The 12,364-nt window shown below is 44.7% G+C and carries 12 protein-coding genes; 2 read left to right on the forward strand and 10 right to left on the reverse strand.

What is annotated here, in order from left to right; translation table 11 throughout:
- Positions 1-68 precede the first annotated feature (68 nt).
- On the forward strand, positions 69-1,373 hold the full coding sequence (locus EXW93_RS09400) for a hemolysin family protein (protein WP_174316399.1): 1,305 nt from the start codon (positions 69-71) through the stop codon (positions 1,371-1,373).
- 22 nt (positions 1,374-1,395) lie between these two features.
- Here EXW93_RS09400 and EXW93_RS09405 read toward each other — a convergent pair whose 3' ends face one another.
- From EXW93_RS09405 to EXW93_RS16645, 3 genes are read right to left on the reverse strand one after another with little or no spacing between them, the layout of a single operon-like run.
- Positions 1,396-1,797 (reverse strand): reverse transcriptase-like protein, encoded by a 402-nt coding sequence (locus EXW93_RS09405; RefSeq protein ID WP_064299690.1) that lies wholly within the window; start codon positions 1,795-1,797, stop codon positions 1,396-1,398.
- The gene (locus tag EXW93_RS09410; RefSeq protein ID WP_023468590.1) at positions 1,790-2,749 is read right to left on the reverse strand and encodes a CobW family GTP-binding protein; all 960 of its coding nucleotides are present in this window, start codon (positions 2,747-2,749) and stop codon (positions 1,790-1,792) included. The genes EXW93_RS09405 and EXW93_RS09410 overlap by 8 nt, the downstream gene beginning before the upstream one ends.
- An 11-nt stretch (positions 2,750-2,760) precedes the next feature.
- Complete coding sequence (locus tag EXW93_RS16645) at positions 2,761-3,951, reverse strand: HD domain-containing protein (RefSeq protein WP_174316400.1); 1,191 nt, start codon at positions 3,949-3,951, stop codon at positions 2,761-2,763.
- Between the two features lie 139 nt (positions 3,952-4,090).
- Here EXW93_RS16645 and EXW93_RS09420 point away from each other — a divergent pair, with 139 nt between their 5' ends.
- On the forward strand, positions 4,091-4,576 hold the full coding sequence (locus tag EXW93_RS09420; protein WP_023468592.1) for a hypothetical protein: 486 nt from the start codon (positions 4,091-4,093) through the stop codon (positions 4,574-4,576).
- 268 nt (positions 4,577-4,844) lie between these two features.
- Here the strand turns inward: EXW93_RS09420 and EXW93_RS09425 are convergent, their stop codons facing one another.
- The 7 genes from EXW93_RS09425 to EXW93_RS09455 all read right to left on the reverse strand — a co-directional run bounded on the left by EXW93_RS09425 (position 4,845) and on the right by EXW93_RS09455 (position 12,280).
- A complete protein-coding gene (locus EXW93_RS09425) occupies positions 4,845-5,411 on the reverse strand; it encodes a deoxycytidylate deaminase (protein WP_023468593.1) in 567 nt (188 codons plus the stop codon).
- Between the two features lie 47 nt (positions 5,412-5,458).
- Positions 5,459-6,667: a toxic anion resistance protein gene (locus EXW93_RS09430; RefSeq protein ID WP_174316401.1), complete on the reverse strand. Its 1,209-nt coding sequence runs from the start codon at positions 6,665-6,667 to the stop codon at positions 5,459-5,461.
- Positions 6,654-7,397, reverse strand: a complete 744-nt coding sequence (locus EXW93_RS09435; RefSeq protein ID WP_023468595.1) for a 5-bromo-4-chloroindolyl phosphate hydrolysis family protein — start codon at positions 7,395-7,397, stop codon at positions 6,654-6,656. The genes EXW93_RS09430 and EXW93_RS09435 overlap by 14 nt, the downstream gene beginning before the upstream one ends.
- A gap of 251 nt (positions 7,398-7,648) precedes the next feature.
- Positions 7,649-8,992: a sodium-dependent transporter gene (locus EXW93_RS09440; protein WP_023468596.1), complete on the reverse strand. Its 1,344-nt coding sequence runs from the start codon at positions 8,990-8,992 to the stop codon at positions 7,649-7,651.
- Positions 8,993-9,165: 173 nt separating this feature from the next.
- Positions 9,166-10,038 carry a diacylglycerol/lipid kinase family protein gene (locus EXW93_RS09445; protein ID WP_174316402.1) on the reverse strand — a complete coding sequence of 291 codons (873 nt, stop codon included), beginning with the start codon at positions 10,036-10,038 and terminating at the stop codon, positions 9,166-9,168.
- The gene (locus EXW93_RS09450; protein ID WP_023468598.1) at positions 10,035-11,552 is read right to left on the reverse strand and encodes an ABC transporter permease/substrate-binding protein; all 1,518 of its coding nucleotides are present in this window, start codon (positions 11,550-11,552) and stop codon (positions 10,035-10,037) included. The genes EXW93_RS09445 and EXW93_RS09450 overlap by 4 nt, the downstream gene beginning before the upstream one ends.
- Positions 11,549-12,280 carry an ABC transporter ATP-binding protein gene (locus EXW93_RS09455; RefSeq protein WP_174316403.1) on the reverse strand — a complete coding sequence of 244 codons (732 nt, stop codon included), beginning with the start codon at positions 12,278-12,280 and terminating at the stop codon, positions 11,549-11,551. Before EXW93_RS09455 ends, EXW93_RS09450 begins: the two co-directional genes overlap by 4 nt.
- Positions 12,281-12,364 lie beyond the last annotated feature (84 nt).

The raw sequence follows: 12,364 nt of genomic DNA on the forward strand, positions 1-12,364 counted from the left end.
GACAGAATGGGAATGAGAGAGACAGTTTTCGGGAATAGTTTATTATCGAAAAAGGGAGTGAAGATTTCATGTGGTTGATTAACTTAACGATTGTACTGCTTTTGATTCTAGCAAACGGTATTTTTGCGATGACTGAACTCGCTTTGCTTTCCTCAAAACGGTCCAAATTAGAGAAAGCAGCGAATGATGGCAAAAAGTCAGCCCATGTTGCGTTAGAGTTACTCGATCGACCAACCGATCTGTTATCGACTGTTCAAGTCGGCATCACGTTAATCGGCATCGTCAATGGTGCCTTTGGTGGTGCCGCTCTCTCAGGACCGGTCATCAAGTGGCTTGCTCAATTCGCGTGGCTCGCCTCTTATGCCAGTACGATCGGCTATATTCTCGTCGTAACGATCATCACCTATATTTCACTCGTCATCGGTGAACTCGTTCCTAAGCGTGTCGCCCTTGTCAGTCCAGAACGGGTCACGATGTGGCTTGCTCCACCGATGCGTTTTTTCTCGATTGTGCTTCGACCATTCATTTGGGTTCTAAGTAAGTCGACGAGTTCCATCTTCCGTTTGATTGGTCTGGATCGCCTGCAAACAGAAGACGAGACGGAAGACGAAGTCCGGCAATTACTGATTCGTGGTACGCAAGAGGGCACCTTCAATCGATCAGAAGCGGAGCAAGTCTCTCGTGTGTTTGATTTTCATGATTTGTACGCGTACGAACTGATGGAGCCGCGTACCGTTACCGAATGGATTGACTTAGCGGATGACTCCGACACGATCTTACAAGAGCTCCGGCAAGCACGACATCGAAACTTACCGGTTGGTCATGGTGACTTGGATCACTTTGTCGGTTTCATCGATGCGAAAGAGGTGCTATCAACGGAACGACCTGTTCAAGAACTTGAACGACTGATTCAATCACCACTGATCGTTCCCCGTCAATTAAAAGCAACCGTCTTGCTTGAACGGATGCGCAAAGAGACGGTATCCATCGCCTTTGTTCTTGATGAATACGGTGGTTTCCTCGGCATGATCACCTTATTCGACATCCTCGAAGCATTCGTTGGCGAAATTTCAAGCGTCGAGGAAGAACCGGAACTCGTCATGCGAAAGGATGGCTCCTTCCTCGCGGATGGTCTATTGCACATCGATGATTTAAAGCGGACGCTCGGTTATACAGAAGACTTACCCGGTGAACAGTTGAACGCCTATCATACGGTTGCTGGTTTGATTCTATATACGTTAGGTGATGTACCCTCCCGTGGAAGTACTGTCGAAATTGGACCGTACCGGTTTGAAGTCGTTGATTTAGACGGACGACGCGTCGACCAAATTCTGATCGAGCGCATCGAACATGAACAAACACCCCTACCGTGAGGATAGGGGTGTTTGTCGTCAATCATGCTTCGTATAATCGTAACGCTTCTCGTGCGACACGATCTGCTTTGTTCTCCGACCGTGGAATCCACTTCACGAAAGCGAGTGGTAAGAGTTGATAACGCGCAAAGGCAGGATCAAAAATCGTCTGCGTTCGTTTGTTCTTGACGAATTCGCGTTCGACTGCGAGTGCAACGGCTTCTGAATCCGTCCGAAACGAAATGACGCTCTCGCCTTGTGCAATCAGTTCGTGCGCCCACTCGACGGCTTTCGCAAAAGCAATAAATTCTGCTTCATGATTATTGATCGCTTGAATTTGATACATTTTTTCCGTGACTTCGCCCTCGGAATTTTTACTGAAAAGCCCAACCGCCGCTTCATCATTTGAAGGACGGACCGTACCGTCAAAATAAAGTTCAACCATGTTCAATTGCCGCCTCGATTCCTTTTCGTATCGCTTGTTCATCTAGCCCTTTCCCAATGAAGACGAGCGTCGTCTTTGGTTGTTCGCTAAATGGTTCTCTGATTGCTGTGCCATAAATCATGCCAGTACCTTGTAAAATGACCTTTCGATCCGTATCTGCAAAATGAATGATTCCTTTATAGCGATAGAGATCTTCCGCATACGCTTCTAACACCTCACGTAGGACCATTCCAAATCGATTTCGGTTCAAGGGTCGTTCCTCGACAATCGTCAATGCCGTGAAATCCTCAACCGATTGATGAATCTGATCCGTTTGTTGACTGAGTCGTACTTGCTCTTCTTTTGGAAAATGGAACGTTTCAAACAGTCGGTCCGATTCAAGTTGAGCCTGTTCCGTTTCAATGATAGCTGCAGAAGGATTTCGTTCGCGAAGTAAAGCGGACAACGTTTCGCGCTTTGACTCGTCAATCAAATCCATTTTATTCAAGATCAGGACGTCAGCAAAGCCGATTTGTTTCACATTTTCTTGGAACGTCAGTTGACGTTCCAAGTGATACGCATCGATGACCGTAACGACACTGGAAATCTGATAGGACTGTTCAACAGCCGGCTCAAAGTAGAATGTCTGTAGAATCGGTCCTGGATCCGCAACACCTGTCGTCTCAATCAATAATCGATCAAACGATAACTCCCCATCTCGACGACGTTTTGCGATCCGTAGCAACGCATCCCGTAAATCACCGCGAATCGAACAACAAATGCAGCCATTCGTCAATTCGATCATCTCTTCGTCACTTCGTTCAATCAATGCTTCATCAATATGAACAGAACCTACTTCATTGACGAGCAAGGCAAACTTTTCTGTCGGTTGAGAAACGAGATGATTGAGTAGCGTAGTTTTACCGGCACCTAAAAAACCAGTAATGACGGTCGTACGTATTTTGTCTTGCATGATTTCACTCCTTAGCGTCCTTGTTGCTGACGCCATTTTTCTTTTCGTGCATCGAGTAGATCAATCGCATGAAGATACCAAGCATCTGTCGTTTGCGGCGTAACACTTGATCCCCACTCGCGTTTACCATGGTGTGATAATACCATATGCATGAGACGGTGATAAACAGCACGCGGTAATCGGATATCTTCTTCTCGAAGTGTTTGTTCGAGAACAAAACAACCATATGGCATATGACCCATCAATACACCGTCCGGATCAAGCGCAATACCCGCCAGTTCTTCCTCTTCCTCTGTTACGTGCAACAGTCTTGAAAAACGATCTGTCGATGCACCCGCATGCGTATACTCCCATAGCTTTCCGATGTCGTGCAATAAAATACCGAGCAACAACTCATTCGGATTCGGTCGTTGATCTAACAGAGCAACCGCTTTTGCCGCTTGATAGAGGGCATCAAAACTGTCATCCCAAGAAAATTGACGTATCTCTCGTTCAGCTGCTTGGAAGAGTTCATTTTTATGATCGGCTTCTGCTTCTTGAATACATTTGAGTAGCGTCAAGTATGGTTGTTCACTATCACAAATTCCTCGACCAATCGTCATCATACAAGCAGTATGTTTCAGCAAACCACCGATATAGGCATGGTGATGAAACAGCGCAGCCGGTCGTGTTGAAAAATCCGCCCAGTACTGTCGCAGAATCGAGAGCGCGATTTCTTGGTAAGGAGAATCAAGTTGACCGACTAGTCCAAGCAACTGATCACGATACGTTTCAAGCGATTCATCTGCTGGTAATTGTGGTAGGAACTGCGTCGGTGAGGCGTCATGAATCGGAGTGACGCGCTGAACGGTCAATGACTTGTTTCCGGATTGCGGCGGGTACTCCTCTACCTTTGCCTCGACCCGAACGATTCTTGTTTCGAGATATGGACGAAGTGCTTCTTCTGCCGTTCCTTGATTGATCCACTGTTTTCCCTTACAAGATCCAGCGGGCGAATTGAACGTGAACTGTAACCATTCTCTCCCGGTTTGACCAGTACGGATTTCACCAGAGGCAACGAGTAACACTTCTTCGATTCGTTCACCCGAAACAAGCGTCTCTATCGAAAGTCCAATCGGTTGATTCGATTGATGGATGGAAAAAGTATCATTTCCATAAGAAGGCATCGTCACTTCCGGAAGTGCTTTGAATAATTGAATCACGTCATCTCACTCCTTTTTCTTCACTCATATCATAGCAGACACGATTTCATCACGACTACTAATAAACAGATATTGTAAGCGTTTTCTAAATGAATTATGATGAAACTGGAAGTCCATTTATGCTTAAGGAGGAGAAACGATGATTCGACCACTTACTCAACTATACAGTGAAGCTGTTGGCACACTCGATCAATGGACGGTATCCGAAATCGTGACACGCGATCAAATTCGGCAAGCTGTCCAGGTGTACGATCCATATCAAATGCATACGTCGTATGCTTTGGAACATTTGTTGATTCATGAATTGCGTGAGGCTTGTCATCATGTCCAAGAACAAGGGCTAACGTTGGCTGATGCGCAAACAGAGCTTCTCATCCTCTCTGCTTTCCAAAGTGATGCTGGCTACCAAGCAGAGGAAATTCAAGATATGTCTCCCACTGCAATCAAACGGCACTTGTCCTCGCTAGACGCTGCCTTCAACCGACTACTACATCAACTGTTTTTACATCAATCGCAACCAGACATCCTCTGTCAGCGATTCATGACGATCCTCTCAGGTGCGGTCGCCACAAAATGCGCAATCCGTGCTAAACGTCTCAAGGAAGCGACACTTGTTCATCCATAAAAAAATCCTGACTCATGTGAGTCAGGATTTTTCATTCAACGACCTGGCATTCCAGCTCCTTGATTGGTTTTGTATGAAAATGCGGCGTTCCGCTTCGTCATATTCTATAGTCATCATGCCAAACTATTCAAGTCCTGTCAATTCTTTTCTAAAAAAAAGTGGACCGATTTTCGATTGAAAATCAGTCCGAATGGAAGAGTGAATAATTACCATGGCAATGCTTGATTTCATCATACAATGCTATGGAAGCGTTTACAACCCTTTTTCGTTAAATTTTTTCAAGAAAATATTCGTTTGCGAGTGGCAAGTGGATGACTTCGATTCCACTTTGTCGCATCAGGTTCAGTCCGTCCCCATACTCATACCCTGTCGAATAAACGACACGATCGATTTTAGAAGCGATGAGCGCTAAACTACACGCATGACACGGACTATGTGTGACATAAGCTGTTGCATGACGCGCACTCGTCGAATCGGCTGCCAGCTTACCGAGCGCGTTGATTTCAGCATGAATCTCGTGTTGCTTCGACCATTCATGGTGTTCTTCCTGATTTTCGCACCGATAAAAGAGAGTTCCGTTTCGTTCAACCGATTCTTCAACAATCGGGTGGTCAGGACGTGATGTATAGAGAATACCATCTTGCTTTAAGTAAATTTCGTTGCAATTCACATGCTGACTAGGTGTTCCGTTTATTCCGATTGAAATCGGCTTTTCATCTTTGACGATGACACAGGCAACGGATTTTGAGGCACATTTTGAATGACGGTCTGCCATCATCCGTGCGAATAATAACCATGTCGTATCCCATTTCAACTGCTTCTCTTCATTATTCATTCAAACTCTCCTTTCATGAAGGAAAGGAACACGAAATGTCGTGTTCCTTAGTATGGTCGATTCGGTAATTCTCTGCTTTTTGAGGCGACTTCGATGACTTTTTGTTTCAATTCATTCTCCATTCGCTCTAGTTCATGCTCTGCGTCGCGGCGTTTTTGTTTTCCTTCTTGTTGGATGCGTAATGTCTCATCCAGTGTTTCGATCAAGTTTTGGTGCGCTACTTTTAACGATTCGACGGATACGATGCCTTTTTCGTTTTCTTCCGCAATTTCAATCGACGATTCCTTCAGCAACTTCGAATTTTGCTCAAGTAACTGGTTCGTCGTATTGGTGACATCCTTCTGCATTTCAAGTGCTGCTTTTTGACGCGACAGACTCAAAGATAGGACAACTTGGTTCTTCCAAAGTGGAATCGTATTGACGACTGCTGATTCAATTTTTTCCGCTAGAATTTGGTTATTTTGTTGAATGACACGAATTTGCGGTGCCATCTGCAAGCTAATTGTTCGGGATAATTTTAAATCATGGATTTTCTTTTCAAAACGATCCGTCAATTGAATCAAGTCATTCAATTCCTGTAACTTCGTTTGATCCCGCGATACCTCGACTTCCGTTCGTAACGGTTCGATTTCATGTTGACGAACGTGAGCGATTTTCGTCTCGCCAGCTGCAATATAGACGTTTAATTCCTCAAAATAACGCTTGTTCTTTTGATACATTTGATCGAGTAACGTGATGTCTTTCATCAATCCAAATTTTGATCGATCAAGATTGTGTACGACTTCTTCGAGATAAGCGCTCATTTTCTCGTATTGCAAGAAATACGTTTCCGCTTTTTTCTTCGCCCGACCGATGACCGGCACGTTCGACCAGAAGCTCTTTTTTTCTTGAAGCGTATCTGGATCCATTTGGCGGACACGCTGCATTAAGTCACTCAGTAATTTCCCTGCTTCCCCGCCGTCCTTCATCTTCACTTCACTTAAGACTTGATCAGAGAATTGGGATAGTTCACGCTGAACGGGCGCCCCGAATTGCATGACGGCATCCGTTTTTTGTAGATCGATCACCTGCAGTAGACGTTCAATCTTTTGTCGTTGTTCTGCCGGAACATCCGAAGGAATCATTTCTTCGACAGGGCGAGCCGGCATTTTGGGCGGTGTCTCCGCTACGTTTAAGTCGACCGACGGATTAGAAATCGTCGGTTGATCTTGCTCATCAGGCCATTGTTGCCATGTATCTTTATCAGAATGGGTCATGTCGGTAACTCTCCTCCTGTTTTCGTTGTTCAGTCTCTTGCGTCAATACCTTTTCAATCGTTAAGAGTTCCCGTTCTAAATCAACGGTATCCCCTTCAAGCAACAAGGTTTGTTGTTGCTTTAATTTTTGTCCGATCATTTTCAAGTTCGAAATCAATTGATTTTTCGTATCTAATTGAACTTGAGCGCCACGGCGTTCCAAATCGGCATATTTTTCTGAAATCGACAGTAAGGAATCCAGATAGAACGTAAAGAAGTCCCGAACTTTTTTGACGTCGCGTGGACTTTCATATAACTCCTCGAACAAGACATGTGCTTCCCGTGAGACGATGCGCATCTCACTTCTGATTTCACTATCTCGAATAGAGGGAACGATTTGATCGTACGTCTGGATTTTTGTGAATCCTTCTTCGATCGTCCGTTGCAATACTTGAAGTTCTAAATCATCCGTCTCTTCAAATCGGCGTGTCGCCCGTTCCGGTTTTAAAATGACACTTCCGACGAACTCATCTTCGTCATCAAGTAGTAATTTCTTTTTCACATTTTTCCGCTTGATTTCGGTCGATTTCCGTTCTGTCCGATATCGTCGACCTGGTTTTGTTCGATAACCGCTCCAAATGAACCACAAACCAAGAGCGATGAAGATTCCCGAGAAGTTGAACGTATCGGCCAATTGTAGAAATACGAACATCATACCGATGGAACCAAATATCCACCATGAAGACTTCATGTCATCCCCTCTTCCTTCGTACTGATTCTTCTATCAGGTTTACGTGTCTTTATTTTAACATTACGTAACGTCTAACAAAAAGTTTCCCGTTTTTCCGAAATGTTACGCCTCGTGTATTTATATTTCAACATACTTTTAAAAATATCGCATCAGACCGAAGAATGAACTATTCGTTCTTTCTTTCGCATGATTCTTTTGACAACAAATAAGGTAGTCGACAAAATTGTCGACTACCCAAAAAAAGTGATCTATTATCCGAACATTGGCCATACAAGGATGATCAAAATTGCGATCGGACTCAAGTAACAAACACTCACACGCCACACAGGCACGATTTTTTTCATGAATGGACTCGTCACGAGTTCCTGTTCGACAAGAGCTCGATCGAGCTTGTACCCAGCAAAAATCGAAATCAGTAAAGCACCAATCGGCATTAAAATATTCGAGACAAGGAAATCAACGCTGTCAAAGAACGTTTTCCCCATGAATTGAGCATCACTCAACATACCGAACGAGAGTGCGGACGGAATTCCGACGATCGCAATCGCAAGTGTCGCAAGCCATGTCGTCCGCTTTTTATCACGCGATGTCGCATTCTCCTTACGATCCGTTAATGAAGCAACAACGACCTCAAGCATAGCAATCGATGAAGTGATCGATGCGAAAGCAAACAGAAGGAAGAAAAGTGTTAAGAACAACGAGCCAAACTGGATCTGACTGAAAACAGTCGGCAATACGATGAAAAGCAATGCCGGTCCTTCTGCAGGGTCAAGACCCGAAGCAAAAACAGCTGGGAAAATCGCGAATCCAGCTAATAATGAGACCGCGACATTCATCGCGACGATCCATGCGGCGGAACGATTAATCTCGCCACGTTCCTTCATGTAGGAAGCATACGTCAGCATCGCTGATACACCGAGCGATAAGGAGAAGAACGCTTGGCCAAGCGCACTCAGGACAGAAGTTCGGTTGAGGACCGAAAAATCAGGCTGTATGAAGAATTTAACACCTTCCATTGCACCATCAAGTGTCAATGATCGAACGACAAGGATGATGAAGCACACGAATAATAATGGCATCATGATTTTACTCATTTTTTCAATACCGGATTGAACACCACGTAAGACGATCCAACATGTCAAAGCGAGGAAAATCAATTGCCCTGAAATGACATATAACGGTGAGGCGGAAATCGTTCCGAACAATTCACCAAGCGCACCACTGTCCATCGTCGTCAGGCGACCTGTGAAACCAAGAATGGTATAAATCAAAACCCATCCTCCGATGACGCTGTAGAAAGAGAGCAACAAGAAACAGGCGATGACACCCAGTACACCAATGAATGTGAACTTCTTATGACCAAGTGCCGAGAACGCTTGAAGTGCTGTTTTTCCACTCGTACGACCGATTAAAAACTCGGCAATTAAAACGGGCAGTCCAAGTAATAAGGTAAACACGAGGAACAAGAGTAAAAACGCGCCTCCTCCGTTCGTTCCAGTCGTGTACGGGAATTTCCAGATGGCCCCCAGACCAATGGCGGATCCCGCTGCTGCTAAAATAAATCCAACTTTTGAAGCCCATGCGTTTCCTTTCATGGTGCTCCACCTCCTTTTCAAAATACTTTTTCATTGTACAGAAAGAATCATTGAAAGTCATCCTTTATCAAATATTTTCTTTAAAGCGTCAAAGCATAACCGCATATATGTACTGAAAGATAAAAAAGAAGACCGTTTTTTATGACGACCTTCTTTTCATTCATTACTTTATATTATTGTGTGCCTCCATACATGCGCAGATACTCCGGCAATACTTTAACTGTAACCGGTGTATGGATGGCTTTTTCACCATCTGTATCGATCACTTTTGCGTCTTTTGTTTTCAACTGAAACCCACTCGTCAAGATATGTGTAAAGGAAGGATCATTGGCAAGACCAATTTTTTGAAGGATCACATCTCGAATGGTTGTTAAATTTACTTCATCGACGATCACTAAATCAAGTTTCCCGTCATTATAGGCTCCATCTGATAAGTTCGTCTCGATTCCACCGAGCGATTCTCCGTTTGCCGCAAGAATGAGAACCGCTTCGCCGGTCATGTAACGACCTTCATCTAAAATCAGTTCATATTCGAAGGGTTGTGCTTCTAGACTTGAGCGAATCGTCGATAGATAATATCCCATCTTCCCGAGGCGTGCTTTTTCTTCTGTATCGATGCCAATCGATGCCTCTGCGACAAGACCGACACCAAGGAAATTCAAGAAATAGCTATTTTCGACTTGTCCGAGATCGACCTGAACAACGTGTTGCATCGCGATCGCTTCTGCAGCAAGCCGAGGAGCCATCGGTAAGCCAAGAGTTCGAGCGAAGTCGTTACAGGTCCCTCCAGGAATGATACCGAGTATCGGGCGATCATCCAGTTTTGCGACCCCGTTGATTGTCTCAAACACCGTTCCATCTCCACCGATGACGACGACCGCATCAAATGCGGATGAATCTTCCGCAAATTGCATCGCATCTCCAGCTTGCTTCGTATTCTTGATGACGATTTCATCGAATAATGTACTTAATGGTTCGATGACTTCTCCAAGTAATCCGGTGCCGTTCGTCCCAGCTGTCGGGTTACTGATCAGTAAAAGTTTCATTGAATGACGCCTTCCTTCTTCAGGTAATCACGAGCGACCTCATTCGCCGTCTTTCCGCCGTATGCGACAGCTTCATTCATTTTTGACATCTCTTCATCTGAAATTTTACCTGATAATTGCTCAAGTGCTTGTTTTACTTCTGGATACTCCTCGATCGTCTCTTGTCGCAGAAGAGGAGCTCCTTCATATGGAGGAAATAGTTGCTGATCGTCTTTTAAGACGACCATGTCGTATTTCGCAATCTCCGGATCTGTCGAGTAAGCATCAATGACATCGATCTCACCTGACTCGATTGCTTTATAGCGCAATTTTGGTTCCATCGTGACGACTTTCTGGAAATTAACATCATATTTATCTTGAATCCCTTTATACCCATCCTGTCGATCCTTAAATTCTAACGTGAATCCAGCCGTCAACTGATTCGCGACCTGTTTTAAATCAGAGATCGTCTTCAAATCGTAACGGTCTGCTAATTTCTTTGGAACAGCTACAGCATAGGTATTGTTATAGTTCATCGGTGGTAGCAAGGCTAAATCTTGTTTTTCAAGACCGGCTTTTGCCTGTTCATACACTTCTTTTGCATCATTCGACTTCGGTTTTTCATTCGTCAAACTAGCGAGCACCGTTCCTGTAAACTCTGGATACGCATCGATATCACCTGATTCGAGCGCCTTATAGACGAAGGTCGTCTTCCCGAAGTTCGGTTTGACTTGTACCGTCAAATCCGTTTCATCTTCAATGACAATCTTATACATGTTCATTAAAATTTCCGGTTCTACACCTAGTTTTCCAGCGACGACGAGATCTGGTCGTTCACTGCGACCGACAGCAAAAGGTGCGACGACGATCGCAACCATCAAGACGACTGCCGTTACGAGACGTGCTGTTTGTCGTTTACGAGTCGCTACTTCCGTTTGACGTAATAAGCCGTCAAATAAAAGCGCGAGCAGTGCTGCTGGAATCGCACCGAGCAATAATAGATAGTTATCATTACGGTCAATCCCGAGAAGAATGATCGAGCCTAATCCTCCAGCACCGATCAGGGCGGCAATCGTCGCCGTACCAATGATCAGTACCATCGCGGTCCGAATCCCGGCCATCATAACAGGTAAAGCTAGTGGGAGCTCGACTTTCCAAAGGCTCTGCATCGGAGTCATCCCACATGCGCGTGCCGCTTCCTTAATCGAAGGATCAACTTCGGCAAGCCCTGTATAAGTGTTTCGAACGATCGGTAATAAAGAATACAAGACAAGTGCAATAATCGACGGGACTGTACCGATTCCGACAAGTGGTATCATCAGACCGAGTAACGCGAGTGATGGAATCGTCTGGATGACAGAGGTTACACCAATCGACCACTCACTCAGACGTTTATTGCGTGATAAGTAAATCCCCAGTGGAATAGCGATCACACATGCGATCAGCAAGGAAATGACCGATAATTGAATATGCTCGATTAGCGCTTGAAGCAATTCAGTCTTCCGGTCTTGATACGTTTCGATCAATCCATTCATTCGACACTCCCCCTGACTTGACGCATGAATTCTTGAACGAACGGATCGTTACTGGCTAGTACCTCGTCCTTCGTACCGATGAAAGCAATCTCTCCAGCGTTCATCAGACAGATGCGACTCCCTAGTTTCAACGCTTCATTCATGTCATGCGTGACGAACAAAATTGTTTTACCAAGCTCTTCGTTTAGATGCAACAAATCATTTTGTAATTGTTCCCGTGAAATGGGATCAAGAGCAGAAAATGGTTCGTCCATCAAGATGACGTCTTGTTCTGCTGCGAGTGCCCGCATAACCCCAACACGTTGTTGCTGTCCACCAGAGAGTTCACTTGGATATTTTTTCTTAAGTGAGGTGTTTAACCCAGTCAACCGAAATAATTCATCGACCCGTTGTACTACTTTCTCCTTATTCCACTTCAATAACTCAGGTACGACGCTGACGTTCTCCTCAATCGTCATATGTGGAAAGAGGGCAATCTGTTGTAAGACGTAGCCAATTCGCCGACGGAGTTCATGTTCATTGATCGACATGATCGGTTCACCATCGATCCAAATTTGTCCTTCCGTATGATCAATCAATCGATTAACCATTTTCATCGTCGTTGTTTTACCGCATCCTGAAGGACCGATCAAACAAAAAATCTCGCCTTGTTCAACCGTAAAATTCACGTGTTGCACTGCATTTGTTCCGTCTGCATACGTTTTGCCGACATCCTTGAATTCAATCACGAACCATCCCTCGTTTCCCGGTTTATTATCTTTGTAAAATTCCCCTTTCTTGGACATTCTAAAACCTATTCCGTCCACTCTTTC

This window comes from Exiguobacterium sp. JMULE1 (assembly GCF_013337175.1).
GTDB classification, from domain to species: domain Bacteria; phylum Bacillota; class Bacilli; order Exiguobacteriales; family Exiguobacteriaceae; genus Exiguobacterium_A; species Exiguobacterium_A indicum.

Excerpts from the sequence above, each read along its gene's own strand:
- EXW93_RS09400 (WP_174316399.1), top strand. The coding sequence starts at position 69 with ATGTGGTTGATTAACTTAACGATTGTACTGCTTTTGATTCTAGCAAAC.
- EXW93_RS09440 (WP_023468596.1), bottom strand. The coding sequence starts at position 8,992 with ATGAAAGGAAACGCATGGGCTTCAAAAGTTGGATTTATTTTAGCAGCA.
- EXW93_RS09450 (WP_023468598.1), bottom strand. The coding sequence starts at position 11,552 with ATGAATGGATTGATCGAAACGTATCAAGACCGGAAGACTGAATTGCTT.
- EXW93_RS09405 (WP_064299690.1), bottom strand. The coding sequence starts at position 1,797 with ATGGTTGAACTTTATTTTGACGGTACGGTCCGTCCTTCAAATGATGAA.
- EXW93_RS09435 (WP_023468595.1), bottom strand. The coding sequence starts at position 7,397 with ATGAAGTCTTCATGGTGGATATTTGGTTCCATCGGTATGATGTTCGTA.
- EXW93_RS09430 (WP_174316401.1), bottom strand. The coding sequence starts at position 6,667 with ATGACCCATTCTGATAAAGATACATGGCAACAATGGCCTGATGAGCAA.
- EXW93_RS09410 (WP_023468590.1), bottom strand. The coding sequence starts at position 2,749 with ATGCAAGACAAAATACGTACGACCGTCATTACTGGTTTTTTAGGTGCC.
- EXW93_RS09445 (WP_174316402.1), bottom strand. The coding sequence starts at position 10,038 with ATGAAACTTTTACTGATCAGTAACCCGACAGCTGGGACGAACGGCACC.
- EXW93_RS09425 (WP_023468593.1), bottom strand. The coding sequence starts at position 5,411 with ATGAATAATGAAGAGAAGCAGTTGAAATGGGATACGACATGGTTATTA.
- EXW93_RS09420 (WP_023468592.1), top strand. The coding sequence starts at position 4,091 with ATGATTCGACCACTTACTCAACTATACAGTGAAGCTGTTGGCACACTC.